Raw genomic sequence first — 25,131 nt, forward strand, 5'->3', positions numbered from 1 at the left:
GTGTATGCTCGTACACATGATGAGCGACGCGATGGCCGGGGCGGCCGGTCCGCCGGCCGATCCGATATCCGCCCCGGTGCCCGACCCGATGGGCGAGCCGACGCTGGACCCGATGCCGGACCCGACGCTGGACCCGATGCTGGACCCGGCACCGGACCCGATGCCGGACCTGCGGGAACGCCTGCGGCGGACGCGGCGCGTGGCCACCCCGTGGCGCGACGACGCCGCCCGCGGGGTCCGCGCCGAGCGCCTCGACGCGCTGCTGGACCGCTGGGTCTCCGGCTACGACTGGGCGGCGCACGCGCGTCGCGTCCGCGCGCTGCCGTGGGCGACCGTGCGGACCGCGGGCGGCGACGAGCTGCGGCTGGTCCACCAGCGGGCCGCGGACCCCGGCGCGCCCGTGGTCGTCCTGCTGCACGGCTGGCCGGACTCGGTGCTGCGGTTCGAACGGGTGCTGCCGCTGCTCGCGGACCTGAACGTGGTGGTGCCCGCGCTGCCGGGCTTCCCGTTCGCGGCGCCGCTCACCGCGGCCGGGACGTCGGGGGAGACGTCGGCCGGGGTCTCGGCCGGGATGTCGGTCAACCGGATCGCCGCCGTCGTCGCGGGCGCGCTCGAAGCGCTGGGGTACGCGCGGTACACGCTCTCCGGCGGCGACGTGGGCGGCACCGTCGCCGAGATCCTCGCCGGCGAGCACCCGGACCGGGTGGCCGCGCTGCACCTGACGAACGTCGCCCCGCAGCGCGCGCTCACCGCGGACCCGGCGGCGCTCGCCCCCGACGCGGCGGCCTACCTCGGCCGGGCGGCGCGGTGGTTCCGCGGCGAGGGCGGCTACATCGCCGAGCAGTCGACGCGGCCGAACACCCTCGCCGTCGCGCTCGGCGACTCGCCCGCCGGGCTCGCGGCGTGGCTGGTGGAGAAGCTGGACGCGTGGTCCGACGGGCCGGACGCGTTCACGCCGGACGAGTTGCTCACGTGGGTCACGGCGTACTGGGCGAGCGGGACGATCGGCACGTCGTTCGCCACGTACGCGGAACCGGCCGCGCTGCCGGAGCGGGTCGGGACGCCGACCGTGCTGTCGGTGTTCGCGCACGACACCAAGCCGGAGCCGCGGAGCTACGCGGAGGCGTTCCTCAACGTGCGGGCGTACGTGGAGCACGACGCGGGCGGCCACTTCGCCGCGTGGGAGCGGCCGGAGGAGTACGCGGGGGACGTGCGGCGGGCGGTGGGGCTGGGGGTCGGCGGGTAGGGGGCCTGGAGCGTCGGCCGGGGGTCGGCCAGGCGGGTGGCCGGGCACGGGCCAGGCGGGCGGCCGGGCGGGCGGCCGGGCGCGAACCGGGCGCGTACGGGAGGGGCGAGCGAGCAGCCGGGCGGGGGCCGCGCGAGTTCGAGCCGGCTGGAGGTCGGAGTCGTACGCTGGGGAGCATGACCACGGCGCAGCCCACCGCGAAGCCCACCACGCAGTCCACCCCGCAGCCGGCCGCGACGCCGGCCGCGACGCCGGCCGCGGACGCCACGATGACCATCGGCGAGGTCAGCGCGCTGACCGGCCTGACCACGGACACCCTGCGCTTCTACGAGCAGGAGGGCCTCTTCTTCGCGCCCGTGCGGCGGAACGCGGCCGGCCGCCGCGTCTTCACCCGCGAGGAGGTCGAGTGGCTGAAGGTGTGCACGAAGCTGCGGTCGTCGGGGATGCCGCTGCCGGAAATCCAGCGGTACGCCACGCTCGTGCGCGACGGCGCCGGCAACGAGGCCGAGCGCTTCGAGATCCTGCGCCGCCACGAGGCGAAGGTCCAGCAGCAAGTGGCCGACCTCCAGGAGGCGTTGGGCGTCATCCACCACAAGGTGGAGCTGTACGCCCGCCACCTCGCCGCGGGCACCGCGGACCGCCTCTGGCGCAACGGCCCCGAGTGCGACGACCCGGTGGAGGCTGACGTCCCCGACCCGCGGGCGTAGCGCCTCAGTTGACGTGAGGTGACGTACCCGACCCCGCCGCACCCACGCGTCACGCCCGCGCGTCCATCCTCTGCGTGCCGATGACCTTGAGGAGTTGGAGCGTGCGGTACGCCGGGGAGTCCGGGTCCGCGGTGTAGAGCATCAGCTGCTGGTCGCGGTCCGGGAGCGTGAGGATGTCGAACGTCAGCTCGATCGGGCCCACTCGCGGATGGTGGAAGACCTGCCGGGCGTGGTGCTCGATGCGTAGCTCCTGGGAGTTCCAGAGGCGGGTGAAATCCGCGCTCCCGGCGAGGAGTTCGGCGATGAGGGAGTGCAGCTCCGCGCTGTCGGGGTAGCGCGTGGTGGCCAGCCGCAGGTAGCTGACCGCGCTGGTCATGAAGCGTTCGGGGTCGGTGACGCCGTAGACGGCGCCGCGTCCCTGACCGGGCTCGCCGCCCGCTCCCAGGAAGATGCGGCGCAGGATGTTGCGGTCCGGCGGGCGCAGCGCGGAGAAGTCCTCGAACAGCGCGGCGGCCAGCGGGTTCCAGGCGATCACCTGGCAGGTGTTGTCCACGACCAGCGCGGGCATGTCGGCGAGGCGGTCGAGCAGCGCGGCGGTGGACGGCGCGACGTCGCGGGTGGGCTGCCGGCCGGGCGCGTGGTCCAACTCGCCGGCCAGCGAGAAAAGATGGACGCGCTCCTGGTCCGACAGCCGCAGTGCGCGGGCGATGCCCAGCAGCACCTGGCGCGACGGGTGCCGGCCGCGCGCCTGTTCGAGGCGGCTGTAGTGGTCGGTGGAGATGTGGGCGAGCTGCGCGACCTCCTCGCGCCGCAGCCCCGGCGTGCGCCGCCGCGAGCCGCGCGGGAGCCCCACGTCCTCCGGCCGGAGCTGCTCCCGGCGGCTGCGCAGGAAGGCTGCCAGCGCGTCCTTGTCCATGGTCACCACGCTACGACGCGGCGCGGCGCGGCGGGAGCCACGGGCGGCGGGCGGGGGCGCGCAGCCATGGACCGACAGTCCCTGGATGGGCGTCGGCGGCGGCCGAAGGCTGGTGGAGACCGGTCTCCGGACGCTCCGGAAGCTCCCGGCACGCCGGGCGCTCCGGGCACCCCCGGGCATCCGGGCGCTCCCGGCACCCCGGGCGCCCCCAGGCGCCCTGGGGAATCCAGGCGCCCCCGAGCGCCCCGGACACCTCCGGCGCCACCCACCCCCGACACCACAAGGACATCCCGTGCACATCTTCCTCACCGGCGGCAGCGGCTACCTCGGCGGCCACCTCACCCGCCACTTCATCGGCTCCGGCCACCAGGTCAGCGCCCTCGCCCGCTCGCAGGCGGCCGGCGACAAGGTGGCGGCGCTCGGCGCACGGCCGGTGGCGGGCAGCCTCGCGGACACCGCCGTGCTGCGCCGCGCCGCCGCGGAGGCCGACGCGATCGTGCACGCGGCCGTGGACTTCGCGGACCCGGCGATGCGCGAGGTGGAGGAGCCCGCGCTCGCGGCGCTGCTGGGCGGGGCGCGGCCGGGCACGCCGTTCGTCTACACCAGCACCGGCCTGGTCTACCCGGACGGGCGGGGCGCGACCGCCGACGAGGACACGCCGGTGGACGCCGAGGGCTCGCCGCAGCCGTACAAGGTGCTGGGCGAGCAGCAGGTGCTGGCCGCGCGGGGACCCGCGGTGACGGTGGTCAGGGCGGCGCTGATCTACGGGCACGGCGGCTCGGGCCTGCTGCAGGGCATGATCGCGGGGGCGCGCGAGCGCGGGGCCGCCACGTACATCGGCGACGGCGCGAACGCGTGGAGCGCGGTGCACGTCGACGACCTGGCCCGCCTCTACGCCGCGGTGATCGCCCGCGCCGAGCACGGGCTCGTGGTCAACGCGGCGTCGCGCACGCACGTCACGATGCGACAGATCGCGGAGGCGGTGGCGCACACGACGGGCACCCGCGCAGTGTCGATCACGCGGGAACAGGCCGAGCAGGCGCTCGGCCCCTACGCGGCGGTGCTGACCCGCTCGACCCCGCTGGACCCGTCCCGCGCGGAACGCGCCGTCAACTGGACCCCCGAGGCCCCCGCACTCCTGGACGACCTGCGCACGGGCTCCTACGCATGAGCCCCGCCCAGGTGCTGGTCGATGCGTGAGCGGACGCCGTTCGCACGGGTGTCGTCGAAGGCGGCCAGCAGGTCCCGCGCCTCGCGCCAGCACCGGCGGGCCTGGGCCGGGTCCGTCGCAAGCAGAGCGGTGGCCAGGCAGTCCAGTTCCACGCCGCGGTTCCACGCGTCGCCGAGCTCTTCGTGCACGGCAGCGGCTCTGCGGTGAAAGGCGACGGCTTCCTCGTGCCGCCCCAGGCGCCGGTACGTCTCGCCAGTCCCGCGCCACGCCAACGCTTCCCTGCTGCGGTCGCCCAGCCGGCGGTGGAGCATCGCGGCGCGCTGGTAGGAGGCCAGCGCCTCCGGGTAGCGGGATGCCGCCTGCTGCACGTTGCCCAAGGTGATCAGCCAGTGGCCCTCCAGGCGGCGGTGACGCAGGCGTACGGCGATGTCCGTGGCGTCGCTCGCCGCCTCCAACGCCGTTGTGAGGTCGCCCAGTTCGCGGTGGAGCTCCGCCAGGTCCCGGAGCATGCCCCCTTCGCTGCGTTCGTTGCCGGCCGAGCGGTGCATGGCCAGGGCCCTGTGCGCGGTCTCGCCCGCGGTGTGGAGGTCGCCTGCCTCAAGGCGACACGTGGCGAGGTTGGACAGGGCGATGGCCTCCCCCGCGGGCTGCCGTTCGCCCCGAAGAGGTCGGCGGCCTCCCGGAAGAGCCCGGCGGCACGGTCGAGTCGGCGGGCGCGCAAGTGGATCAGGCCGATGAGGTTGAGCGCGTCCGCTTCGTCGCGCACGTTCCCGAGCGTCCGCGAGAGGTCCAGCGCCGTGTCGAGGAAGCCCAGCGCCTGGTCGAGTTCGTTGGCACTCCGGTACGCCATGCCCAGGCAGAGGGACAGAAAAGCCCGCGCTTTGCTGTCCCCGGCCCGCTCGGCCGACGCGAGTCCGGTACGGCCGGCATCGATCCAGTCGCCGAGCGCGGCAGAGGGGGGCAACGCGTTCCACGCCACTGCCGCGAGTTGCCAGGCGCGCCTCGCCCACGCGGCTGACGCCGCGGCACCGACGGTCCGCAGGACGTTGCCGCATTCACGCTCCGCCCAATCCACGGCCTCGTCGTAGCCGGTGAAAGCCAACGGTTGCACGCCCGGTTCCGGCGGGCTGAGCGGAAGCCGTTCCTCCTCGGGCTCGATCCAACTCTGGGCCGCGTCGGCGGTGTGCAGGTACCAGTCCAGGACACGTCGCAGCGCCAGGTCCCCTTCCCCTGGCGGCGTCTCCTGCCGTGCCTGGTCGGCCGCGTAGGCACGGAGGAGGTCGTGGAACTGGTAGCGGTCCGGAGCGGTTTGCTCCAGCAGATGTGCGCCGACGAGATCGTCCAGGAGTTGCCGGGTCCGACCGTGCGGCATGCCTGACAGGGCCGCTGCCGCATGGAGGCAGAAGTCGGGTCCCGGGTGCAGGCCGAGGAGGCGGAACAGACGGGCCGCGGGCCCGGACAGCGCGCGGTAGGACCAGGCGAAGACGGTCCGGACGGCGTCCGCCTCCCCCTCGTCCCCGGTGCTCAGGGTGTCCCAGAGAGCTGACCCGTCCCGCAGATCGGCGATGAGGTCGCGGAGCCGCAAGTGCGGTTGCCCGGCGGCACGTTCGGCCGCGATGCGCAAGGCCAGTGGAAGGCGGGCGCACAGTCGTGCCAGTTCCTTCAACGAGGCTTCGTCGTCCTCGGGCCGGTAGCCGCTCGTCGCCGCTCTCAAGAGGGCGACCGCTTCCGGCTCCGGCAGGGTGCCCAGAGTCAGCCGGCGAGCACCGTCGCGAACGGCGAGACCCGCCAATCGGCTTCGGCTCGTCACCAGGGCCAGGCTCCGCCCGCTGCCGGGCAGCAGCGGTCTCACCTGGGCCGCGGTAGCCGCGTTGTCCAGCACGATCAGCACGCGCCGCTCGGCCAGGAGCGAACGGTAGAGGGCGGAAGCGGTGTCCGTGTCACCGGGGATCTCGGCAGCCGGTACGCCCATGGCGCCCAGGAACCCGCGCAGCGCCTCACGCGGGGAAACGGGCTCGCCCGGGTCGTAACCGCGCAGATTGACGTAGAGCTGGCCCTCGGGGAACTCGTGCTTGACGTGATGGGCCCACCGCAGCGCCAGCGAGGTCTTCCCTGCGCCGGCGGTTCCGGCGATGACATAGACGCTCACCACCAGCCCGCCGCCGTCCCGGCCGGGCACAATCGCGTTCAACTGGCCGAGTTCGCTGGCTCGGTTGACGAACAGGCTTATGTCGGCGGGCAGTTGTCTCGGCGCGGTCCAGGCTTCACGGCGGTTGTCCGACGCGGCGTGGTGGAAGTGGATGCCTCCCGCGACACTCCCGGCTTGCACGACATCGTGCGAGGTGCCCGACAGGTCGTTCGACGAGTCCCGTCCACGGGCATCGCCTCCTCCCCGCTCCGCGTCCCCCGTCCCGCTCATACCGGCGGAGGGAGCGGGGCCACGTCGCGGTCGAAGTAGGCGTCCAGGTCTTCCGCGGCGAGGTAGAGACCGCGCAGATAGGCCGTCCACGAGTCGACGGTGGCGCGGTCGGTGAAGCGGACCGCGCCGTCCGGTACGCCCGCGTCGGTGTACACCACGCGGAACATGGCCGCCGCGCCGAGGATGGTCAACTCAGGGAGCTGTCCGGCACTTTCAGCTCGACTGATCGCCCCGGCAGCCAGGACACGGATCTTCTCCCCCGCGTACCGCACCCGGTTGCGGTGCGAGTGCAGTTCCCACTGGATGTACGGGGTCAGTGGTTCCTCGACCACGCGGACCCGGTGAAAGGTGACGCCCTGCCTCTGGTCAGCCACCGCTTCCTCGTGCAAGGCGTCCCGCCGTGCGTCGAGCAGGCGGAGGGCTTCCGGCCAGTCCCCGCGGCGAAGCGCGTCACGGCTGGCGTCGTCCGTCTCCTCGAAGTGCTGCCGCCGCTCCAGCTTCCAGCAGTCGGCATCGCGTAGCGCGGCGTAGCGGCGCCCGAAGTCCGAGCCGTACTCGGCGCGGGAGAGGCGCTCACCCTCCCCGGCGTGGAGCTCTGGGGGATGGGCGTCAAGCATCAGGAATGTCCGCCTTCGCCGCGCTGAGCATGTTGCCGGGGATGACGACCAGCCGCTCGTCCTGCGCAAGACTCACGCCCGCGGGCAGCCGCGAGGCGTATGCGGCGGTCAGGTCGCGACCGATGACGGCGATGTCGCCGTTGTCGAGCTGCCAGATGTCCGGGCACTCCTTCTTGTCCCCGGAGTTGCCCAGTTCCTTCGCCGACCGGCCCAGTCGCCTGACGAACAACGCCGACGGATCCGCTTCCCACGCGCGAGCCATCACTGTCCCCCACTTCGCTACGGACCGTTGCCTCCCACGATACCGAGGGTGGCGCACGGGCACAGGACGACTACGCGCCGACATCTCCTGCGGGACGCGCTCGGCTCGGCGTGAGTGCGTTGGCGTGGATGCGCTGCGTACAGGGTCCTGTGCGCGCTGTACCGTTTTCGTGTGACCGTGCGTCACAGGCGTGGTGACGGCGCGGGCGGCGCTGGCGAAGGCGGAGGTGGGTGTGTCCACGGGGAATCACGATGCGCGGAACGATCTGTCGGGGTCCTCGCGCGATGTCGTGCAGGCCGGGAGCGTGACCGGGGACATCCACTTCCACCACACGCAGCCCGCGGCCGGACAGGGCACGGCTCCACGCCAACTGCCCGCCGACGTCCACGCCTTCGTCAACCGCAGCACCGAACTCGGCCAGCTCGACGCCGCGCTCGCCGGCCACGACGACGCACAGACCGTCGTCTGCGTCCACATCGTCGCCGGGACCGCCGGCGCGGGCAAGACCTCACTCGTCCTGCACTGGGCCCACCAGGTCAAAGACCGCTTCCCCGACGGGCAGCTGTTCGTCAACCTGCGCGGCTACGACCCCGGACAGCCCGTCACCGCGCAGCAGGCGCTACGCCGCTTCCTGCGCGCCCTCGGCGTCCCCGCCGCGGACATCCCCCACGACACCGACGACGCCGCCGCCCTCTACCGCTCCCTGCTCGCCCAACGCCGCATGCTCATCGTCCTGGACAACGCCGCCACCGCCGCCCAGGTCCGCCCCCTGCTGCCCGGCAGCGGCAACCACCTCGTCCTGGTCACCAGCCGCAGCCGCCTGTCCGCCCTCGCCGTCCGCGACAACGCCCACCGCCTCACCCTCGGCACCCTCCCCGAACCCGAAGCCGTCGCCCTCCTGCGCACCATCACCACCGGCTACCGCCCCCACGACGACGACCACCACCTCACCGAACTCGCCCGCCTGTGCGCCCGCCTCCCCCTCGCCCTGCGCATCGCCGCCGAACGCGCCGCCACCCACCCCCACCTCCACCTCCACGACCTCATCACCGACCTCCGCGACGAATCCGCCCTCTGGAACACCCTCAGCACCGGCACCGACGACGACACCGAAACCGTCCGCACCGTCTTCACCTGGTCCTACCGCGCCCTGTCCCCACCCACCGCCCGCACCTTCCGCCTCCTGGGCCTGCACCCCGGCCCCGAGTTCGGCCTCCCCGCCGCCGCAGCCCTCACCCACCACACCATCCCCCACACCCGCCAACACCTCGACGACCTCGTCGGCGCACACCTCCTCGAACAAACCGCCCCCGACCGCTACCAGTTCCACGACCTCCTCCGCGCCTACGCCACCGACCAAGCCCACACCGAAGAACCCCCACACGAACAGAAAGCCGCCCTGCGCCGCCTGCTCGACTGGTACCTACGCACCGCCGACGCCGCACAGGACAGGATCAAGCCCGCAGAGGTCCGCGTCCCGCTGCCGGCCCCGCGACCGCCGTTCCGACGCCGGCCTTCGCCGACTACGACGCGGCGGTCGACTGGTCCGAGAGCGAGCACGCGACGCTGCTCCGGCTCGCGCCGGTCGCGGCGTCCGCGGGATTCGACACGCTCGCCTGGCAACTGGCCGAGGTGCTGTGGCACATCCGCTCCCATTCCTCGCCGGCCACCGACTGGACCCCCACGGGACGGGTCGGAGCGGAGGCGGCGCAACGCGCGGGCGAAACCGCCGCCCAGGTCCGGCTGCTCGGTTATCTCGGCATGGCGTTCCGGCGGGGCCATCGCTTGGACGAAGCCCTGGAATGCCACGAGCAGTCACTGGACCTCGCTCGGGCGAGCGCCGATCGGCTCGGCGAGGCGCGCTCGCTCAACCTCATCGGCCTCGTCTACTTGGACAGCCGCCGCCTCGACGCGGCCGCTGATCAGTTCCGGCGCGCGGCAGCCGTCTTCCAGGATCTGGACGAGCCGCACCGCGCGGCCATGGCTCTGGCGAACGCGGCGAGCACCCATCTAGAAGCAGGCCGCCTCCCCGAGGCCGGGACCGCGGCCCGGGAGGCGCTGGCCGCCCACCGGGCCCTGGGCAACCAGCGGAGCGTGGGCAACGCCTTGTACATCACCGCCGAGGTCAGCCGCGAGCAAGGAGATCTCGCGGCAGCCCGGGAGGCGATCGACGAGGCGATCGCCATCGCCCTCGCGCTTCGCAACCACACCCTGGAAGGCTTCTGGTTGATCACCCTCGGCAACGTCCAGCGAGCCCAGGGCGCGTACGGTGACGCGCTCGCGTCCTACCAGCGGTCCGCGATGCTGCACCGACGCCTCGGCGACCGCACCCGCGAAGCACTCGCCTGGCGCGGCACCGGACAGACCTACGCCGCCATGGACCGCGAGGACGAGGCCGCCGCGTTCCACCGACAGGCCATCGCCGTCCACCGCGACCTCGGCGACACCTGGGAACTCGCCGTCGAGTCGGAACACCTCGCCGCCTGCCTCCAGGCCACGGACCCCGACGCCGCCCGCGCCCTGCGCGCCGAAGCCCTCACCCACCTCACCGAGTACACCGACCCCCGCGCCACCGCCCTCCGCACCCGCATCGACGGATAGGCCACCGCCAGTACGTCACCGCCAGCAACCCGCTGTTCCCCCGGACTCGGCGCGAATGTGTCACATACAAGGCCTTATGCATAAGGTAACTTATGTGCTGACGGTCCGTCATATAGCGGGTACACGGAGGTGTCACGTCATGGCCGACGTATGGGAAGCCGATCTCTCAGCGTTATTCGTCAAGCGGCTGGGCAAGTCGGCCGCGGAGTTGGGCAACTCCGAGGAAGAGGACGACTGCCCGGACATCTGGCAACTCGACAACGGCGACATCGCCGTCATCGGCCGTGACCTCACCGAGCACTACGGCTCGCGCCTGCCGCAGGGCGTGACGCTCAGGGCGGATGAGCGCCTGATCATCATCCCGGGCAACATGCTCAGCGCGGCGAAGGCGGACATTCCTGATGCTTGATCTCCGTGCCCCGGCGCTTCCGGTCGACCGGGGGAGCCGCTGGACGATGACGCCTATGTCGCCGACTTCCGGGCGCGGCGGGGGGCCATCCGGAATGGTGAGTCGTGGAAGCTGGAGCGGCTGCAGCACTTCGAGGAGGAGGGCAGCGCCAGCCGGGACGCTCTGCGCCAGGGTGATTGGGCGGAGGCGCTGCGGCTGTTCGAGGCCAGGCGCGACGACGCCCACGAGGCTGCGGAGACCGATCGGCTGCGCAGCGCGCCGTTCCGACGCCTCCGCATCGTGGAGGAGCCGCTGACGCCCTACGTGCAGTGGGAACTGCACTGGCTCCACATGCGCGCTCAGGTCGGCCACCCCGTGCGCGTGCTCCCCGCCAAGGAAGTCGCCGCCGACGAGATTGACGGGCTGCTGCCAGAGATCGTCGTCCTGGACAACCGGACGCTGTACGAGATCCTCTACACCGAGGCCGGAGCGTACGAAAGCTCACGGCGCTACACCGACCCCGAGATCATCGAGCCGTGGGTGGCGTACATCAGTCGCGCGTACGCCGTCGCCGAGGACATCCAGGACTACTTCGCGCGGGCCGTCGCCCACCTGCCTCCGCCGCCGGCCGCCTGAAACGGCCCCCGTCACCACTGCGTGACAGCTGAACTTGGCACATCCGTGACGCGTGCAGGGCCCCTACGCCTCACGTACGTTGCATGGTGACAAAGGGTCGTCACACGGATGCACGGAGGTAGTACGCCATGAGCATGGGCGAGCTGGGCCAGTTGCACGCTCCCGCGCTTCCGGAGGAATTGGGCCAGCGCCTCGAACGGCCGGGCTACAAGCGGGACTTCCGCGAGCGGCGCGAGGTGATCCGCGACGCGGAGTCCTGGAAGCTGGAGCGGTTGCAGCACTTCGAGGAGGACAGTCCCGCACGGGACGCTCTGCGCCGGGGTGATTGGGCGGGGGCTCTGCGGTTGTTCGAGGCCAGGCGTAATCAGTTTCGCGGCGCCGCGGAGACGGACAGACTGAACAATGCGCCGTTCCGCCGCCTTCGCGTGGTGGAAGAACCGCTGACGCCGTACATGCAGTGGGAACTGCACTCGCTCCATGTGCGCGCCCAAGCCGGCAACCCAAGCCGCGTGATCTCAGCGAAGGACGTCGCCGCCGCCGAGACCGACAAGCTGCTGCCCGAGGTCGTCATTCTCGGCGGCCGGACGCTGTACCGGGTGCTGTACAGCGAGGCCGGTGCGTCCCTCGGCGCGATCCGGTTCACCGACCCCGAGATCATCGAGCCGTGGGTGGCGTACATCAGTCGCGCGTACGCCGTCGCCGAGGACATCCAGGACTACTTCGCGCGGGCCGTCGCCCACCTGCCTCCGCCGCCGGCGGCGTAGGGGGGTCAGGACAGGGTGCTCGTGTCGTAGAAGATGCGGAGGGGGCCCGCCGGGATGCCGGCGGAGGTGAAGTCGGACGCGAGGCCCGCGACGCCGGTGGACTCGTAGGCGAACGCGACCACGAGCGCGGGGAGTTCGCCCGCCTGCTGGTCGATCTTCGCGTTGTCCGCAGCGACCCGGCGGCGGAACTGCTCCGCGGTCTCCTTGCCGGTCTGCGCCTTGAGCTCGACGATGACGGTCTGCGACAGCAGCAGGTCCGCCTTCAGCGGGGACGCCGCGCCGTACGGGAACTGGCGGCTGACCTCGATGTCCGCCGCGTGCAGGGCGAGGAACAGCTCGACCTCCAGCCACAGTTCCCAGCCCCCGTCGCTGGCGAACGCGAGGTCGACGCGGTCACCGTTGGCCGCGGCCCACGTGGCGGCCACGCGGACGAACTCCCGCACGGCCTCCTCGACTTCGTCCAGCTCCGCCTCCGAGCCGGACTGCGACCGCGACTGCGACGCCTCCGACTCCTCCGCGCTCCCGCTGCCGTTCCCGGACGAGCCGGCCGACGACTCCTCGCCGCTCCACGTGTCGTCGGACTCCCGGCCCCAGTCGATGATCGGTTGGCCGTCGGACCCCTTACGGCGCTTCTTCGCCGACGTCGCCCCGCCCTTGGCCGCCCGCTTCGTCCCCGCGCTGCTGCTCCCGCTGCTACTGCCGCTCCTGCTGTCCTCGCTTCCGCTGTCCTCGCTCCCGCTGTCCTCGTCCTCGTTCTCGTCCTCCTCCTCGGAGACGAACGGCACGTCACCGCCGTCGCCCTCGTCGCTGCCCGAGGAGTCGTCCGACGAGAAGCCCAGGTTCGACATGCGGTGTCCCTTCGCGGTGGAGGTCCCCGACATCCTCGCCGCGCACCGGGCCGCTGTGACGACCCGATTCGGTCACATCATCCGCTTTGCCCACCGCATCACGTTTCCCCGGAGAACCACCCCTCTCGCCCCCGGCACCGCACCCCCGGTCAACGCCCCCCGCACCCGGCAGATCCGGCTGGCCCGAAACCGGTCAGCCCGGGAAGCGCCCCGCCTTCACGTCCGCGACGAACGCCGCCCAGGCCGCCGCGGCGAACACGAGGGCCGGGCCCTCGGGGTCCTTGCCTGGTACGTCCAGCACACCAGGCACGCCGCCGCGCGACCAGAGCGCGAACTCGCCACGCGCACGGCAAAGCCCCCGGCACCACATACCGGCGCCGGGGTCCTCGTACCGTTCGGGTCAGGCGGAGAAGCGGCCGGCCTTCACGTCAGCGACGAACGCGGTCCACGCGTCCACGCCGAACACGAGGGCCGGGCCCTCGGGGTCCTTGGAGTCGCGGACCGGCATGACGCCGGGGACGCCGTCGGCGACCTCGACGCAGTCCCCTCCCTGGGGACCGCTGTACGTGCTCTTCCGCCAGGTGGCACCCGTCAGGTCGATCATGTGGTGTATCCCTTCAAGGCGTCGCGGATCATCTCGAAGGACTTGTCGCGCGGCAACGCGGCAGCCTGCAGCAGATCGTATGACAGCCGAGCACTCTCCAGATCCGCCGGCTTCTCCACGATGCTCGCGGTCAGAAGCCCCTCGACGTACAGCACATCACCCCGGTCCTCGTACGACCAGAGAATAAAGGGGCCGTCTCCCCCGGGGTGAGCGCCTGCGGAGAACGGCAGGATCTGGATCATCATGTTGGGGTTTTCCTCTTCCGCGAGCAGGCGTTCGAGCTGCTCGGCCATTACTTTCGGCCCTCCTACGGGGCGGCGAAGGACCGCCTCGTCCAGGATGAGCCAGAAGTAGGGCGGAAACTTGCCCGTAAGGATTGACTGGCGGGCGAGTCGTGCCGCGAGAAGCGTCTCGGTACTCTCCCCAGACGGCCGCGGCGGTGCGGATCGCAGCAGTGCGCGTGCGTACCCCTCGGTCTGCAACAACCCATGCACCACCTGCGGCTGGTAGGTCCGGATGCGGATCGCCTTCGCTTCCTCTCGGGCGGCACCCTGGAACCAGTACGGCAGCGCGTCCGACAGCACCCGCCGCAGCAGGCGCGTGAACCTCCCGCCGGTCTCCAGCGCCTCGTCCACCTCCTTCACGAACGCCTCGGAGGGTGTGCGGCGGCCCGCCTCGACGTTGCTGATCTGCTGGTACGAGTACGAGGTGTGCGCGGCCAACTGGCGGAGCGACCTGCCGCGCTGCTCGCGCGCGACGCGCAACTCCTGGCCGAGATAGGCCAACCAGGAGACGGGCACGATGCCACCGCCCGTCTGCTCGGCCTCACGTCCGAAGCTGATGCGCTTCTCGACAGATTCCATGGCGTGCCCTCCCGTTGGCCGAACGTATTCAGGCCGTTCCGAATACGCGCAGTGTCTGTTACTCGCCGTGCCTAGGTCCCAACCTAGAGGAACCGCTACTAGCGCGGGACCGAAACACGGAAAGGGCGACGCCATGCCTGTCGCGAGCACCCGGAACGCCGCCATGGCGGCCAGCGAGCCGCATATGCACGCTTGGCCGCAGGCGGCGGCGTCGGTAGGACGGGCGCGGCGGGCGTTACGGGCCGCGCTGACCGGGTGGGCGCTGCGCGAACTAGCGGACGTGGCGGAGCTCGTGCTGTCCGAGTTGATGACCAACGCGGTGCAGCACGCGCGGAACCCGGCGGGGACGGTCGAGACGCATTTCAGCCTGTTGCCCGGCGGCGACGGCGTGCGGCTCGACGTCTACGACGCCGACCGCGAGCGGTGGCCGCGGATGCGGCCGGCCACGGCGGACGACTTCGGCGGGCGCGGCCTGCACCTGGTCGACGAACTGACCCGGCGGCGCTGGGGAGTTCACCTGCGGCCCGACGCGCCCGGCAAGACCGTCTGGGCGGAGGTGTCCCGGTGAGGCCGCTGCTGCGCGCACTCGGCCGCTACGCAGGACCGCTCTACGTCGCCCTGCTCGCGACCACGGCGCCGGTCCTGGCCGCGCTCCTCCACCAACTCAGTCAACTCCACGAAAGGTGAACGGCGGAACCGTGAACGCATCACGAAGTGACGTAAGGGATGTACCGGGCGTGAGGGACGGCGAGGGCGCCGCGCCGGCGCAGTGCGAGGAGACCACCTACCTCACGCCGCGCATGCGGGCCGAAGTGGCCGTGCTCTACCCCGAGGTGGACCCCGACCTGGTCGCCGACGACCTCATGTGCCACCTCGGACAGCACACCGAAGGCGAGCACTACGCCATCGTCTACGACCACCTGCCCGGAACCAACGCCGGCGCCCTGTGGACCCGCTGGACCGACGACTTCCCCACCACCGTCCTGCTGCGCCCCGACTGCCCCAGCCACTCCCCCGAACTCCACGTCCCCTGCGGCCACTTCGCCGCCCACCCCGGGCCGCACTCCTGGCAGACCGAAGGCCGGGCATGACCACACCGGCCAACCCACCCAACCCCGCGGGCAACGGCGGCGCGGCGCGGCCCAGGTTCGCCCTAGCTTGAGGTCGCGGGGGCGGTTCCGCTGTCGCTCTCGCCGTTCGCGCCGCCCTCCTCGATGTACTCGAACACCGAGCCGTCGGGGTGGGCGGCGATCAGGCGTCGGCCGTTCGGGCCGGGAGCGGGGCCGTCCACGAGGTCGCCTCCGGCGCGGGTGATCGCGTCCGCGACCGCGTCCACGTCGCGGACCAGGATCGTCGCCACCCGGTCGCGGAAGGGCGCGGTGTCGCCGCTCAGCAGGAGGAAGGGGCCCACGCGGGCCAGCTCGACGCCCTTGAACGCGAAGCGCTGCGCGGGCCGGCCTCCGGCCAGGTCGCGGTACACGGGGAGGGCTGCGTCGAGGTCGTCGACGAAGACTCTGGCCAGGACACCGATCACGTTCTCCACGCTCCGCCAACCGCTGAGGTCCCGCCCGATATTCCCGGCTGCCCCGGGCTCGCCGCGCCCGCCTGCGGGTCCGCGGCCTCACGCACGTGGAAGTGCCTTTTGTAAGCGTTTCCTTACTCACTCATGATGGGGTTACACACCAGCAGTGAGGTGAGGAGGGACCATGGTCGCACCGCGCACGATCCGGCTAGGCGCCGGCCGCTGCCTTGGCCCGGCCGACGCCGGTCAGCTCGCTGGCCGCGCGGTTGGCGGCGATCTCACGGTGGTGCGCGGCGGCCCAGCCGGCCATCGCCATGACCGCCTCCATCAGCGAGCGGCCCAGCTCGGTGAGGTCGTACTCCACCCTCGGCGGGACCTCGGGGTACGCGGTCCGGGTGATCAGCCCGTCGCGCTCGAGGTGCTTGAGCGTCTGGGTCAGCATCCGCTGGGAGATCCCCGGAATGCTCGCCTGCACGTCGGAGTAGCGCAGCGGACCGGCGCTCAGCGTGCTGACGATCAGCACGGTCCACTTGTCGCCGATGCGGTCGAGCACCTCGCGGATGAACGCGCTGTCCTCCGGCCAGGTCCGGCACGGCCCTGCGATCTGTCGCGCTGGCGTCATCCCTTTGCCTCTCATCTGGTGCGTAACCGCACCACCAGTATGTGACGCCTCCGGGCCGTCACGCCACTCCTCCGCACGATCCCCGTGCGGGCCCGCTCCCGGACCGGCGGAGCGCGCCCACCACCACCTCCGAAGGACCGACCCATGTCCTATCTGCTGCACATCGACTCCTCCTCGCTCGGCACGGCCTCGGTCTCGCGCCAGGTCGCGCGGTCTTTCCTGGACGGCTGGAGGGGCGAGGTCGTCCACCGCGACCTGGCTGCTTCGCCGGTGCCCCATCTGTCCGCGGCCGGCATATCCGCCCGCGCCACCGCTCGCGCCCGGTACACGGCCGAGGAAGCCGAAGCGGCCGCGACGCAGGACGCGTTGATCGAGGAGTTCCTCGGCGCGAGCGCCTACCTCTTCACGGTCCCGATGTACAACCTGACGATGCCGTCGGCGTTCAAGGCGTGGCTGGACCAGATCATGGTCTTCGGCCGCACCCTGGAATTCCAGGCCCCGGCACCGGCCGCCGGCCGCCCGGCGGTGGTGGTCTCGGCGCGCGGCGGCGGCTACGGCCCCGGCACACCCAAGCACGGGCTGGACTACGTCGTGCCCGTCCTTGAGACCCTGCTCGGCCGCCAGGAGATGCTGGGCCTCGACGTCACCGTCATCGTTCCCGAACTGACGATGGCGCCCCACGCACCGGCCATGGCCGACCTGCTGCCGAAGCACGAGGCGTCCATGGCCGAGGCCCACCGCCGGGCGCGCGAGCTCGCCGCTGCGATGAACCACGGCGCGGCCGCCGCCTGACCCCGGGCCGGGGGCGGGGGCGGCCCTACCCGGGTGACCCTGGGCGGGCGGGGCGGCACGTCGGGCGGGGGCGGCCACGGGAGCGTGGAAGGGTCCCGGTGATCCGACGGAACGGTCCGGGGCGGCCCCACGTGCCCCCGGCGCCGCGCCCCGGCACGAGGAGAGGACCTCCCCCATGCACCATGCCCTGCCCGCCGCGCTCGCGGCCACCGCCCTGGCCGCCGCCGCGGCACTCGCCCCCGCCCCCGCCTCCGGCGCGGACCCCGCCTCCGCCTCCGGCGCGAACCCCGCCTCCGCGCGGAGCGCCACCGCCCCCGCGCGGAGCGCCACCGCCTCCCCCATCAAGCACCTGGTCGTGCTCTTCGACGAGAACGTCTCCTTCGACCACTACTTCGGCACGTACCCGAAAGCCGCCAACACCGACGGCACCCGCTTCACCGCCGCGCCCGCCGCCCCCGGCGCCGCCGCCCCCGTGAACCTCCTCAGCGACCACGCCCGCCTGCTGACGCACAACCCGAACCAGTACCAGCCCCGCCGGCTGACCCCGGCCCAGGCGCTGACCTGCGACCAGAACCACAGCTACACCCCGGAGCAGCAGGCGTTCGACGGCGGCCGGATGGACCGGTTCGTGGAGCACACGAGCAGCGACAGGTGCTCGGGCGAGTACGGCAGCCCGGGGCTGACCATGGACTACTTCGACGGCAACACCGTCACCGCGCTGTGGAACTACGCCCAGAACTACACGCTGGGCGACAACAGCTTCGGCGACGTGTTCGGCCCGTCCACGCCGGGCGCGCTGAACCTGGTCGCGGGGACGACGTACGGCGGGGTCACCGTCGACCCGGAGACGGGCGCGCACCTGCCGCCGGACCGTTCCACCACCGTGGGCAGCCCGGACCCGAAGACCGGCGTGGGCACGGTGTACGCCGACTCCGACCCGGCGTACGACGACTGCTCGGACGCCAACCGCACCGCGCAGGACCGCCTGACCGCGGTGCGCGGCCGGACGATCGGCGACCTGCTGACCGCGAAGGGCGTGACGTGGGGCTGGTTCCAGGGCGGCTTCGCGCCGACCTCGACGCCCGGCGGAAGGGCGGTGTGCGGCTCCGCGCACACCAACGTGGGCGGCGCGCGGGTGCTGGACTACTCGCCGCACCACGAGCCGTTCCAGTACGTCGCCTCGACGGCGAACCCGCACCACCTGCCGCCGACCTCGACCGCGATGATCGGCCGCCAGGACCGGGCCAACCACCAGTACGACCTGCGGGACTTCGACCGCGCGCTGGCGGCGGGCAACCTGCCCGCGGTGTCGTACCTGAAGGCCGCGCAGTACCAGGACGGCCACGCCGGCTACTCCGACCCGCTGGACGAGCAGCACTTCCTGGTCGCGCACATCAACGCGATCGAGAAGTCCCCGCTGTGGGCGAGCACGGCGGTCGTGGTGGCGTACGACGACTCGGACGGCTGGTACGACCAGGCGATGACGCCGGTGACGAACGGCTCGACGGACGCGGCCGCGGACACCCCGATGTGCCGGCGCGGCCCGGCGGCGCTGGGCGGGCAGCAGGACCGCTGCGGGCCCGGTCCGCGGCTGCCGCTGCTGCTGATCTCGCCGTACGCGCGGCGCGGGCACGTCGACCACACGCTGACCACGCAGTCCTCGGTGCTGCGGTTCGTGGAGGACAACTGGGGGACCGGGCGGCTGGGCGGCGGCTCGTTCGACGCGACGGCGCACCGGCTGGACGGGATGTTCGACTTCGCGCACCCGCAGCGGCGCGCGGTGCTGCTGGCCGCGGACGGCTCGGTGGCGGCGACGCCGCCCGTGCGGGTCGCGGCCGGGCGGATGACCGCGCTGCCGGACGCGGACCGGGTCGCGCCGGCCGCGGCGTACGCCTCGGCGGGCGGCGGCGGACTGCCGGGGGTCGGCGGCGGGCTGAGCGGCGGTCAGGTCGCGGCCGGGGGCGCGGCGGTGGCGCTCGCGGCGGCCGGGGCGGGCGCGTGGCTGCTGCGGCGACGGCGCCGCGCACCTCGGTCGTCTTAACCGATGATGGCCCTGACCAGTCGTCTGATTACGCTGTCCGGAGGATAGACTTCACCGATTGCAGACTTGTGACCGCTGGTGCGGAATCGCGGCTGGGGAGGGCAAGGAGCATGGCACAGGCGAAGAAGGTCACCATCTACATCCTGGTGATCTTCGTGCTCTACACGATCATCGATCAGCCCGCCCGCGCCGCCGACCTCGTCCAGGTGGGCTTCGAGGGCATATCCAACGCCGCGAAGAGCATCGGGAAGTTCATGCACGACCTCGCGAACTGACGGCCGTTCCGGCCGCGAGGAGCAGCCCCTGCCGCACCCGCGGCGGGGGCTTCGCCGTGCCGGGGGCGCCCCTGTTCGTACAACACGGCAATATGCGGTGCTTGCGCAACGGACACATGAATTGTGATGCTATGACCGCTTTTGCGACATTCAACGAGGTGTTTCCGCCCGGCGGGGGCAGCGAAGGTCGACACGAAGCGTCAACGCAGAACGTCAACGCAAAGGGGTGTGGTGTGCCGGTGCCGGCCCGTACCAGGACACGGACGCCCAGTGCCAACGCGGCGGACGCGCGGGCGCTGACCCAGGTGCTCTTCGAGCAGATCGCCGAACTGGAGCCGGGCACGCCCGAGCACACCCGGGTGCGGGCCGCGCTGATCGAGGTCAACCTGCCGCTGGTGCGCTACGCCGCCGCCCGCTTCCGCAGCCGCAACGAGCCCATGGAGGACGTGGTCCAGGTCGGCACGATCGGGCTGATCAACGCGATCGACCGGTTCGACCCCAGCCGCGGCGTGCAGTTCCCGACCTTCGCGATGCCGACGGTGGTCGGGGAGATCAAACGTTACTTCAGGGACAACGTGCGGACCGTGCACGTGCCGCGCCGGCTGCACGAGCTGTGGGTCCAGGTCAGCGGCGCGATCGAGGATCTGACGGTGCTGCACGGGCGGTCGCCGACCACCGCGGAGATCGCCGAGCGGCTGAAGCTGTCCGAGGACGAGGTGCTGGCGTGCCTGGAGGCCGGCCGCGCCTACCACGCGACCTCGCTGGAGGCCGCGCAGGAGGGCGACGGCTCTCCCGGACTGCTGGACCGGCTCGGCTACGAGGACCCGGCGCTCGGCGGCGTCGAGCACCGCGACCTGGTCCGGCACCTGCTGGTGCAACTGCCCGAGCGGGAGCGGCGCATCCTGCTGCTGCGCTACTTCGGCAACCTCACCCAGTCGCAGATCAGCGCCGAGCTGGGCGTTTCCCAGATGCACGTGTCCCGGCTGCTGTCGCGCAGCTTCGCCCGGCTGCGATCCGCAAACCAGCTCGAAGCGTAGTCCTGCGGGATTAGGCCACCTGCGCGGATATGTCGACATGGCGCTACAGCGTGTTGCCGACATGTGACATTCTGCGGAGACCGCGTTTGTCGCGGGCGGACCTCCGGTATTCCAGAGGAGGAACAACCGTCGCTCGCGACACCCGTCCGCGACCTCAAGGGGGTGGCATGTCCGTACAGGTGGGCAGTCCCAAGGTGCAGAGCCCTGACGCGACCGCACCGAACGATGCTCCGCACGGCGTTCACGGCGAGGCCATCGACACCCGCACGCTGTCCCGTTCGCTCTTCCTGCGCCTGGCGGAGCTGCCGGTGGACAGCGCGGAGCGCACCTACGTCCGCGACACCCTGATCGAGCTGAACCTGCCCCTCGTGCGGTACGCCGCCGCCCGCTTCCGCAGCCGCAACGAGCCGATGGAGGACATCGTCCAGGTCGGCACGATCGGGCTGATCAAGGCAATCGACCGGTTCGACTGCGAGCGCGGCGTGGAGTTCCCGACCTTCGCGATGCCGACGATCGTCGGCGAGGTGAAGCGATTCTTCCGCGACACCTCGTGGTCGGTGCGGGTGCCGCGGCGGCTCCAGGAGCTGCGGCTGGCGCTCACCAAGGCCAGCGACGAGCTGTCCCAGCGCCTCGACCGCTCGCCGACCGTCGCCGAACTCGCCGGCAGCCTCGGGGTCTCCGAGGAGGACGTGGTCGACGGCCTCGCGGTCGGCAACGCGTACACCGCCTCCTCGCTGGACTCCCCGCCGCCGGAGGACGACGGCGGCGAGGGCACCCTCGCGGACCGCCTCGGCTACGAGGACACGGCGCTGGAGGGCGTGGAGTACCGCGAGTCGCTCAAGCCGCTGCTGGCGCAACTGCCGCCGCGCGAGCGCCAGATCATCATGCTGCGGTTCTTCGCGAACATGACGCAGTCACAGATCGGCGAGGAGGTCGGCATCTCGCAGATGCACGTCTCCCGGCTGCTCACGCGGACCCTGTCGCAGCTGCGCGAGGGGTTGACGGCGGAGGCGTAGGGAAGGGGCGCGCGGGTCGCTGCCGCGCGCCCTGGTCCGGCTGGGCGTCCGCGCCCTCGCCCGGCCGCGCCCCTGCCCGGCGGGGGTGCGGGGCTACTTCATCGCCAGGGCGATCGCCCCGACGATCACCAGCAGGACGATCACCGCGCCGACGACGACGCCCGCGCGCACCTTGGTCTGCGCGCGCTGCACCTCCGCTGCGGGGGGCTGCTCGTCGACGAAGGCACGGAACATCTGCGTGCTGCCGGCCGGGTCGTAGTTGTGGTCCGGCTGAGGCGTGTGGTTCGACATGCCGCCTGACCTTAGCGTGTCCCTGTGAACGGCGGCACCCCCGCCCGCGGGGGAGAGCGCCGTAGGCTCGTGGGCATGGCACGCATCGGAACCTCATCTCTCGACGTCTTCCCGCTCTCCCTGGGCGGCAACGTCTTCGGCTGGACCGCTGACGAGGACCAGTCCTTCGCCGTCCTGGACGCCTTCACGGCCGCCGGCGGCGACTTCATCGACACCGCGGACGCGTACTCGGCCTGGGTCGAGGGCAACTCCGGCGGCGAGTCCGAGACCGTCATCGGCCACTGGCTGGCCAAGCGCGGGCGGCGCGACGACGTGGTCATCGCCACCAAGGTCGGCTCGCACCCGCAGCTGCGCGGGCTCAGGGCCGACACCATCCGGCGCGGCGCCGACGCGTCGCTGGCCCGCCTGGGCACCGACCACATCGACGTCTACTACACCCACCGGGACGACCCCGACACCCCGGTCGAGGAGATCGTCACCGCGCTGGACGCGCTCGTGAAGGCCGGGAAGGTGCGGGTGCTCGGCGCGTCCAACATCTCGCCGGAGCGGCTGGCCGCGTCGCTGGACTTCGCGGAGCGGGAGGGGCTGGCGCGGTACGAGATCGTGCAGCCGCACTACAACTTGGTGGAGCGGGAGGCGTACGAGGGGGCGGCTGCCGATCTCGTGGCGGCGCGGGGGCTGTCCGCGGCGCCCTACGCGGGGCTGGCGGCGGGGTTCCTCACCGGGAAGTACCGGGTGGGCACGCAGGTCGCGAGCGCGCGGGCGGCGGGGGCGTCGCGGTATGTGGGGACGGAGCGGGGGGAGCGGGTGCTGTCCGCTCTCGACGAGGTGGCGGGAGCGCGGGGGGTCGAGGCGGGCAGCGTGGCGCTGGCGTGGCTCCTGGCGCAGCGGACGGTGGTGGCGCCGATCGCCAGTGCGCGGACGCCCGAGCAGCTCCCGGCGCTGCTCGCGGGGGTTCAGCTGACGCTGACCCCCGAAGAGCTGTCCCTGCTCGACCACGCCTCGCGCTGAGCGCCCGCCGCCGGGGGCTACTGGGCGAGCCGGGCTGGAAAGCCACCCGTGGCGATGGGGCTCCAGCGGGTCGGGGTGACGCGGATCAGGGACTTGCCCTGGCGGATCATCGCCTCGCGGTACTCCGCCCAATCGGGGTGCTCCCCGGAGATGTTGCGGAAGTACTCGACGAGGGGCTCGACCGCCTCGGGGACGTCGAGGACCTCCGCGGTTCCGTCGACCTGGACCCAGGGGCCGTTCCACTCGTCGGACAGGACGACCACGCTGACGCGCTCGTCGCGCCGCGCGTTGCGGGTCTTGGCCCGCTCGGGGTAGGTGGAGACGACGATCCGCCCGGAGTCGTCCACCCCGCAGGTCAGCGGGGACGCCTGCGGGCGGCCGTCCGCGCGGGTGGTGAGCAGGATCGCCCGGTGCCGGGGCCGGACGAAGTCCAGCAGCTCGTCGAGCGAGACGGTCGTGTTCGTGGCGATGTTGGGAGCCATGCCCGCAGCCTACGTCGCGCGGAAGCGGACCGCCGTGTCCGTCCCTGGTCGCGGCGGCCGCCTCCTGTTCGGGTCCCGGCGGCCTCGCCTCGGCCGTCCCCTGCCTCGGCTGCCGCCAGGACCCGTATCCCGGTCCACCCGCCTGGACCTCTCCGCTGCGGGAACAGGCAGGTGGCACGGGACTTCTTCTACGCCCCCGTGGGACGGACGCCTTCGGCTTCCGCCGAACGGCCTGTACCCGCGGTGGCCTGCTGCAAACCGTTTCGGTTGCGCAGGGCAACTTCTTTGATGAAGAGCACCAGTATGAAGGCAACGAGCGCGCACGGCGCGGCGTACAGGAAGACGTCCGCGACGCCGTGCCCGTACGCGCCCTCGACCACGCCCCGCACCGGCGCGGGGAGCGTGTCCACGTCGGGGATGCCGCCGCTCGCGCCGGCCGCGTGGTCGATGTGCAGCCGGGCCAGGCCGTCGGAGACGAAGTGGGTGACCCGGTTGCCGAGCACCGCGCCCAGCGCGCTGACGCCGACCGCGCCGCCGAGCGACCGGAAGAAGGTGACCAGCGAGCTGGCCGCGCCGAGGTCGCCCACGGTGACCTGGTTCTGCACCGCCAGCACGAGGTTCTGCATCATCATGCCGATGCCCAGGCCCAGCAGCGCCATCCAGACGGCCACCTCGGGGTACGGGGTGCCGGCCCGGATCGTGCCCAGGGTCACGCTGCCCGCGGTGACCAGCAGGCCGCCGCCGACCAGGAAGCCCTTCCAGCGCCCGGTGCGGGTGATGATCCGGCCGCTGATCATCGAGGACAGGAACAGCCCGGCGATCAGCGGGATGGTCATCAGACCGGACATCGTCGGCGTCTTGCCGCGGGCCAGCTGGAAGTACTGGCTGAGGAAGACCGTCCCGGCGAACATCGCCACGCCCACGAAGAGGCTGGCCAGCGAGGTCAGGGTGATCGTGGCGTTGCGGAACAGCCGCAGCGGCACGATCGGCTGCGCGGCCCGCGTCTCGATCACCACGAACACCGCGCCGAGCACCACGGCCAGCGGCACCATCACGGCGGTCTGCCAGGACATCCACGCGTAGGTGTCGCCGCCCAGCGACACCCAGATCATCAGCAGCGAGACCGCGGCGGTGATGAAGAACGCGCCCGCCCAGTCGATCTTCACCTCGCGCCGGACGGTCGGCAGGTGCAGCGTCTTCTGCAGCACGATCAGCGCCACCACGGCGAACGGCACGCCGACGTAGAAGCACCAGCGCCAGCCGAGCGAGGAGTCCACGATCACACCGCCGACCAGCGGGCCGCCGACCGTCGCCACCGCGAAGGTCGCGCCGAGGTAGCCGCTGTAGCGGCCGCGCTGCCGCGGCGAGATCATCGCGGCCATGATCACCTGGGTGAGCGCGGACAGGCCGCCCGCGCCGACGCCCTGCACCAGCCGGCAGGCGATCAGCATCCCCGGGCTGGTCGAGAACCCGGCGACCACCGACCCCAACACGTAGATCACCAGCGCGAGCTGGATCAGCAGCTTCTTGCTGAACAGGTCGGAGAGCTTGCCCCAGATCGGGGTGGTCGCGGTGACCGCGAGCAGCGACGCGGTGACGACCCAGGTGTACGCGCTCTGCCCGCCGCCGATGTCGGCGAGGATGCGCGGCAGCGCGTTGGACACGATCGTCGACGACAGGATCGCCACGAACAGGCCGATCAGCAGGCCGGACAGGGCCTCCATGATCTGCCGGTGGGTCATCGCCGGGGTCTCGGCCCCCGCGGGTACCGCGGGGTCTCCCCCGATTGCCGGGTTCGTTGCGTTCGCCGCGTTCTTCGCGTTCGCCGCGTTTCCCGGACCTGACTCTGCCGCTGTTGCCGCCACGGGCCTCGCGCACCTCTCCTATGGTTGCCTAGAGCAACCATAGCGCGAATAGTTGTAGAGTGCACGTGCTGTGAGGCGGCTGAGACATAAGACACACCCCTCCCCGGGGGTGGGAGGGGTGTGCCGTCCGGGCGC

General features: G+C 72.1%; 29 protein-coding genes and 3 pseudogenes. 18 read left to right on the forward strand and 14 right to left on the reverse strand.

All coding sequences use genetic code 11. The features are described from left to right. The first annotated feature begins 16 nt into the window (after positions 1–16). A complete protein-coding gene (locus VSR01_RS18935; protein WP_326450386.1) occupies positions 17–1,246 on the forward strand; it encodes an alpha/beta fold hydrolase in 1,230 nt (409 codons plus the stop codon). 176 nt (positions 1,247–1,422) lie between these two features. Beyond that, the gene (locus tag VSR01_RS18940) at positions 1,423–1,953 is read left to right on the forward strand and encodes a MerR family transcriptional regulator (RefSeq protein WP_326450387.1); all 531 of its coding nucleotides are present in this window, start codon (positions 1,423–1,425) and stop codon (positions 1,951–1,953) included. Positions 1,954–2,002: 49 nt separating this feature from the next. Here the strand turns inward: VSR01_RS18940 and VSR01_RS18945 are convergent, their stop codons facing one another. Continuing rightward, on the reverse strand, positions 2,003–2,869 hold the full coding sequence (locus tag VSR01_RS18945) for a helix-turn-helix transcriptional regulator (protein ID WP_326450388.1): 867 nt from the start codon (positions 2,867–2,869) through the stop codon (positions 2,003–2,005). A gap of 292 nt (positions 2,870–3,161) precedes the next feature. Here VSR01_RS18945 and VSR01_RS18950 point away from each other — a divergent pair, with 292 nt between their 5' ends. Further along, a complete protein-coding gene (locus VSR01_RS18950) occupies positions 3,162–4,040 on the forward strand; it encodes an NAD-dependent epimerase/dehydratase family protein (RefSeq protein WP_326450389.1) in 879 nt (292 codons plus the stop codon). Here the strand turns inward: VSR01_RS18950 and VSR01_RS37835 are convergent. The 4 genes and pseudogenes from VSR01_RS37835 to VSR01_RS18965 all read right to left on the reverse strand — a co-directional run bounded on the left by VSR01_RS37835 (position 4,031) and on the right by VSR01_RS18965 (position 7,338). Next, positions 4,031–4,408 (reverse strand): tetratricopeptide repeat protein, encoded by a 378-nt coding sequence (locus VSR01_RS37835; RefSeq protein WP_442785685.1) that lies wholly within the window; start codon positions 4,406–4,408, stop codon positions 4,031–4,033. The genes VSR01_RS18950 and VSR01_RS37835 overlap by 10 nt on opposite strands. A 114-nt stretch (positions 4,409–4,522) precedes the next feature. Continuing rightward, positions 4,523–5,095, reverse strand: a pseudogene (locus VSR01_RS37840) (hypothetical protein); the annotation flags it as partial. Between the two features lie 1,360 nt (positions 5,096–6,455). After that, positions 6,456–7,076 (reverse strand): DUF6879 family protein, encoded by a 621-nt coding sequence (locus VSR01_RS18960; RefSeq protein WP_326450391.1) that lies wholly within the window; start codon positions 7,074–7,076, stop codon positions 6,456–6,458. Further along, positions 7,069–7,338 carry a hypothetical protein gene (locus VSR01_RS18965; RefSeq protein ID WP_326450392.1) on the reverse strand — a complete coding sequence of 90 codons (270 nt, stop codon included), beginning with the start codon at positions 7,336–7,338 and terminating at the stop codon, positions 7,069–7,071. Before VSR01_RS18965 ends, VSR01_RS18960 begins: the two co-directional genes overlap by 8 nt. Positions 7,339–7,642: 304 nt before the next feature. Between VSR01_RS18965 and VSR01_RS18970 the strand changes: the two are divergent. The 6 genes and pseudogenes from VSR01_RS18970 to VSR01_RS18990 all read left to right on the forward strand — a co-directional run. After that, a pseudogene (locus tag VSR01_RS18970) lies at positions 7,643–8,422 on the forward strand (NB-ARC domain-containing protein); the annotation flags it as partial. Positions 8,423–9,099: 677 nt separating this feature from the next. Further along, positions 9,100–9,231 (forward strand): annotated as a pseudogene (locus VSR01_RS37845) (tetratricopeptide repeat protein); the annotation flags it as partial. A gap of 87 nt (positions 9,232–9,318) precedes the next feature. Beyond that, complete coding sequence (locus tag VSR01_RS18975) at positions 9,319–9,939, forward strand: tetratricopeptide repeat protein (protein ID WP_442785686.1); 621 nt, start codon at positions 9,319–9,321, stop codon at positions 9,937–9,939. Positions 9,940–10,078: 139 nt separating this feature from the next. Then, positions 10,079–10,348 carry a hypothetical protein gene (locus VSR01_RS18980; protein WP_326450394.1) on the forward strand — a complete coding sequence of 90 codons (270 nt, stop codon included), beginning with the start codon at positions 10,079–10,081 and terminating at the stop codon, positions 10,346–10,348. A 120-nt stretch (positions 10,349–10,468) separates the two neighbouring features. Continuing rightward, a complete protein-coding gene (locus VSR01_RS18985; protein WP_326453710.1) occupies positions 10,469–10,963 on the forward strand; it encodes a DUF6879 family protein in 495 nt (164 codons plus the stop codon). Positions 10,964–11,091: 128 nt separating this feature from the next. Beyond that, the gene (locus tag VSR01_RS18990; protein WP_326450395.1) at positions 11,092–11,727 is read left to right on the forward strand and encodes a DUF6879 family protein; all 636 of its coding nucleotides are present in this window, start codon (positions 11,092–11,094) and stop codon (positions 11,725–11,727) included. Positions 11,728–11,732: 5 nt separating this feature from the next. On the opposite strand, the gene VSR01_RS18995 is transcribed toward VSR01_RS18990, so the two are convergent. The 4 genes from VSR01_RS18995 to VSR01_RS19010 form a co-directional block, all read right to left on the reverse strand. After that, positions 11,733–12,575: a hypothetical protein gene (locus VSR01_RS18995; protein WP_326450396.1), complete on the reverse strand. Its 843-nt coding sequence runs from the start codon at positions 12,573–12,575 to the stop codon at positions 11,733–11,735. Between the two features lie 193 nt (positions 12,576–12,768). Further along, positions 12,769–12,876 carry a DUF397 domain-containing protein gene (locus VSR01_RS19000; protein ID WP_326450397.1) on the reverse strand — a complete coding sequence of 36 codons (108 nt, stop codon included), beginning with the start codon at positions 12,874–12,876 and terminating at the stop codon, positions 12,769–12,771. Between the two features lie 99 nt (positions 12,877–12,975). Then, positions 12,976–13,179, reverse strand: coding sequence for a DUF397 domain-containing protein (locus VSR01_RS19005; RefSeq protein WP_326450398.1), 204 nt, complete (start codon positions 13,177–13,179; stop codon positions 12,976–12,978). After that, a complete protein-coding gene (locus tag VSR01_RS19010; protein ID WP_326450399.1) occupies positions 13,176–14,042 on the reverse strand; it encodes a helix-turn-helix domain-containing protein in 867 nt (288 codons plus the stop codon). The genes VSR01_RS19005 and VSR01_RS19010 overlap by 4 nt, the downstream gene beginning before the upstream one ends. A gap of 133 nt (positions 14,043–14,175) precedes the next feature. Here VSR01_RS19010 and VSR01_RS19015 point away from each other — a divergent pair, with 133 nt between their 5' ends. From VSR01_RS19015 to VSR01_RS19025, 3 genes are read left to right on the forward strand one after another with little or no spacing between them, the layout of a single operon-like run. After that, on the forward strand, positions 14,176–14,610 hold the full coding sequence (locus VSR01_RS19015) for an ATP-binding protein (protein ID WP_326450400.1): 435 nt from the start codon (positions 14,176–14,178) through the stop codon (positions 14,608–14,610). Further along, positions 14,607–14,729, forward strand: coding sequence for a hypothetical protein (locus VSR01_RS19020; protein ID WP_326450401.1), 123 nt, complete (start codon positions 14,607–14,609; stop codon positions 14,727–14,729). The genes VSR01_RS19015 and VSR01_RS19020 overlap by 4 nt, the downstream gene beginning before the upstream one ends. A 50-nt stretch (positions 14,730–14,779) precedes the next feature. Continuing rightward, positions 14,780–15,133, forward strand: coding sequence for a hypothetical protein (locus tag VSR01_RS19025; protein WP_326450402.1), 354 nt, complete (start codon positions 14,780–14,782; stop codon positions 15,131–15,133). A gap of 62 nt (positions 15,134–15,195) precedes the next feature. Here VSR01_RS19025 and VSR01_RS19030 read toward each other — a convergent pair whose 3' ends face one another. After that, positions 15,196–15,585 carry a VOC family protein gene (locus VSR01_RS19030; RefSeq protein WP_326450403.1) on the reverse strand — a complete coding sequence of 130 codons (390 nt, stop codon included), beginning with the start codon at positions 15,583–15,585 and terminating at the stop codon, positions 15,196–15,198. 187 nt (positions 15,586–15,772) lie between these two features. Beyond that, positions 15,773–16,186 (reverse strand): winged helix-turn-helix transcriptional regulator, encoded by a 414-nt coding sequence (locus VSR01_RS19035; RefSeq protein ID WP_326450404.1) that lies wholly within the window; start codon positions 16,184–16,186, stop codon positions 15,773–15,775. A gap of 144 nt (positions 16,187–16,330) precedes the next feature. Between VSR01_RS19035 and VSR01_RS19040 the strand changes: the two genes are divergently transcribed. From VSR01_RS19040 to VSR01_RS19060, 5 genes are all read left to right on the forward strand, one after another. Further along, positions 16,331–16,978, forward strand: coding sequence for an FMN-dependent NADH-azoreductase (locus VSR01_RS19040; RefSeq protein WP_326450405.1), 648 nt, complete (start codon positions 16,331–16,333; stop codon positions 16,976–16,978). Positions 16,979–17,153: 175 nt separating this feature from the next. Then, positions 17,154–19,019 carry a phospholipase C gene (locus tag VSR01_RS19045; protein WP_326450406.1) on the forward strand — a complete coding sequence of 622 codons (1,866 nt, stop codon included), beginning with the start codon at positions 17,154–17,156 and terminating at the stop codon, positions 19,017–19,019. A 110-nt stretch (positions 19,020–19,129) separates the two neighbouring features. Then, positions 19,130–19,294, forward strand: coding sequence for a hypothetical protein (locus tag VSR01_RS19050; protein WP_326450407.1), 165 nt, complete (start codon positions 19,130–19,132; stop codon positions 19,292–19,294). Between the two features lie 233 nt (positions 19,295–19,527). Beyond that, positions 19,528–20,331, forward strand: coding sequence for an RNA polymerase sigma factor SigF (locus VSR01_RS19055; RefSeq protein WP_326450408.1), 804 nt, complete (start codon positions 19,528–19,530; stop codon positions 20,329–20,331). Between the two features lie 167 nt (positions 20,332–20,498). Continuing rightward, positions 20,499–21,347, forward strand: coding sequence for an RNA polymerase sigma factor SigF (locus VSR01_RS19060; RefSeq protein ID WP_326450409.1), 849 nt, complete (start codon positions 20,499–20,501; stop codon positions 21,345–21,347). Between the two features lie 93 nt (positions 21,348–21,440). On the opposite strand, the gene VSR01_RS19065 is transcribed toward VSR01_RS19060, so the two are convergent. Continuing rightward, the gene (locus VSR01_RS19065; protein WP_326450410.1) at positions 21,441–21,638 is read right to left on the reverse strand and encodes a hypothetical protein; all 198 of its coding nucleotides are present in this window, start codon (positions 21,636–21,638) and stop codon (positions 21,441–21,443) included. A 75-nt stretch (positions 21,639–21,713) separates the two neighbouring features. Here VSR01_RS19065 and VSR01_RS19070 point away from each other — a divergent pair, with 75 nt between their 5' ends. Next, on the forward strand, positions 21,714–22,649 hold the full coding sequence (locus tag VSR01_RS19070) for an aldo/keto reductase (protein ID WP_326450411.1): 936 nt from the start codon (positions 21,714–21,716) through the stop codon (positions 22,647–22,649). A gap of 17 nt (positions 22,650–22,666) precedes the next feature. Here VSR01_RS19070 and VSR01_RS19075 read toward each other — a convergent pair whose 3' ends face one another. Beyond that, entirely contained in the window at positions 22,667–23,131 is a 465-nt protein-coding gene (locus VSR01_RS19075; protein WP_326450412.1) for a PPOX class F420-dependent oxidoreductase, read from the reverse strand. 188 nt (positions 23,132–23,319) lie between these two features. Beyond that, the gene (locus VSR01_RS19080; protein WP_326450413.1) at positions 23,320–24,873 is read right to left on the reverse strand and encodes an MDR family MFS transporter; all 1,554 of its coding nucleotides are present in this window, start codon (positions 24,871–24,873) and stop codon (positions 23,320–23,322) included. Positions 24,874–25,131: the final 258 nt, after the last annotated feature.

It is taken from the genome of Actinacidiphila sp. DG2A-62 (assembly GCF_035825295.1).
In the GTDB taxonomy this organism is placed as follows: Bacteria; Actinomycetota; Actinomycetes; order Streptomycetales; family Streptomycetaceae; genus Actinacidiphila.

Coding starts and splice junctions, on each gene's coding strand:
- VSR01_RS18935 (WP_326450386.1), top strand. CDS start 17: ATGATGAGCGACGCGATGGCCGGGGCGGCCGGTCCGCCGGCCGATCCG.
- VSR01_RS19015 (WP_326450400.1), top strand. CDS start 14,176: ATGCCTGTCGCGAGCACCCGGAACGCCGCCATGGCGGCCAGCGAGCCG.
- VSR01_RS19050 (WP_326450407.1), top strand. CDS start 19,130: ATGGCACAGGCGAAGAAGGTCACCATCTACATCCTGGTGATCTTCGTG.
- VSR01_RS19075 (WP_326450412.1), bottom strand. CDS start 23,131: ATGGCTCCCAACATCGCCACGAACACGACCGTCTCGCTCGACGAGCTG.
- VSR01_RS19080 (WP_326450413.1), bottom strand. CDS start 24,873: ATGACCCACCGGCAGATCATGGAGGCCCTGTCCGGCCTGCTGATCGGC.
- VSR01_RS18990 (WP_326450395.1), top strand. CDS start 11,092: ATGAGCATGGGCGAGCTGGGCCAGTTGCACGCTCCCGCGCTTCCGGAG.
- VSR01_RS19035 (WP_326450404.1), bottom strand. CDS start 16,186: ATGACGCCAGCGCGACAGATCGCAGGGCCGTGCCGGACCTGGCCGGAG.
- VSR01_RS19040 (WP_326450405.1), top strand. CDS start 16,331: ATGTCCTATCTGCTGCACATCGACTCCTCCTCGCTCGGCACGGCCTCG.
- VSR01_RS18980 (WP_326450394.1), top strand. CDS start 10,079: ATGGCCGACGTATGGGAAGCCGATCTCTCAGCGTTATTCGTCAAGCGG.
- VSR01_RS18940 (WP_326450387.1), top strand. CDS start 1,423: ATGACCACGGCGCAGCCCACCGCGAAGCCCACCACGCAGTCCACCCCG.
- VSR01_RS18945 (WP_326450388.1), bottom strand. CDS start 2,869: ATGGACAAGGACGCGCTGGCAGCCTTCCTGCGCAGCCGCCGGGAGCAG.
- VSR01_RS19005 (WP_326450398.1), bottom strand. CDS start 13,179: ATGATCGACCTGACGGGTGCCACCTGGCGGAAGAGCACGTACAGCGGT.
- VSR01_RS18965 (WP_326450392.1), bottom strand. CDS start 7,338: ATGGCTCGCGCGTGGGAAGCGGATCCGTCGGCGTTGTTCGTCAGGCGA.
- VSR01_RS19010 (WP_326450399.1), bottom strand. CDS start 14,042: ATGGAATCTGTCGAGAAGCGCATCAGCTTCGGACGTGAGGCCGAGCAG.
- VSR01_RS19070 (WP_326450411.1), top strand. CDS start 21,714: ATGGCACGCATCGGAACCTCATCTCTCGACGTCTTCCCGCTCTCCCTG.
- VSR01_RS19060 (WP_326450409.1), top strand. CDS start 20,499: ATGTCCGTACAGGTGGGCAGTCCCAAGGTGCAGAGCCCTGACGCGACC.
- VSR01_RS19045 (WP_326450406.1), top strand. CDS start 17,154: ATGCACCATGCCCTGCCCGCCGCGCTCGCGGCCACCGCCCTGGCCGCC.
- VSR01_RS19065 (WP_326450410.1), bottom strand. CDS start 21,638: ATGTCGAACCACACGCCTCAGCCGGACCACAACTACGACCCGGCCGGC.
- VSR01_RS18995 (WP_326450396.1), bottom strand. CDS start 12,575: ATGTCGAACCTGGGCTTCTCGTCGGACGACTCCTCGGGCAGCGACGAG.
- VSR01_RS18975 (WP_442785686.1), top strand. CDS start 9,319: ATGGCTCTGGCGAACGCGGCGAGCACCCATCTAGAAGCAGGCCGCCTC.
- VSR01_RS18960 (WP_326450391.1), bottom strand. CDS start 7,076: ATGCTTGACGCCCATCCCCCAGAGCTCCACGCCGGGGAGGGTGAGCGC.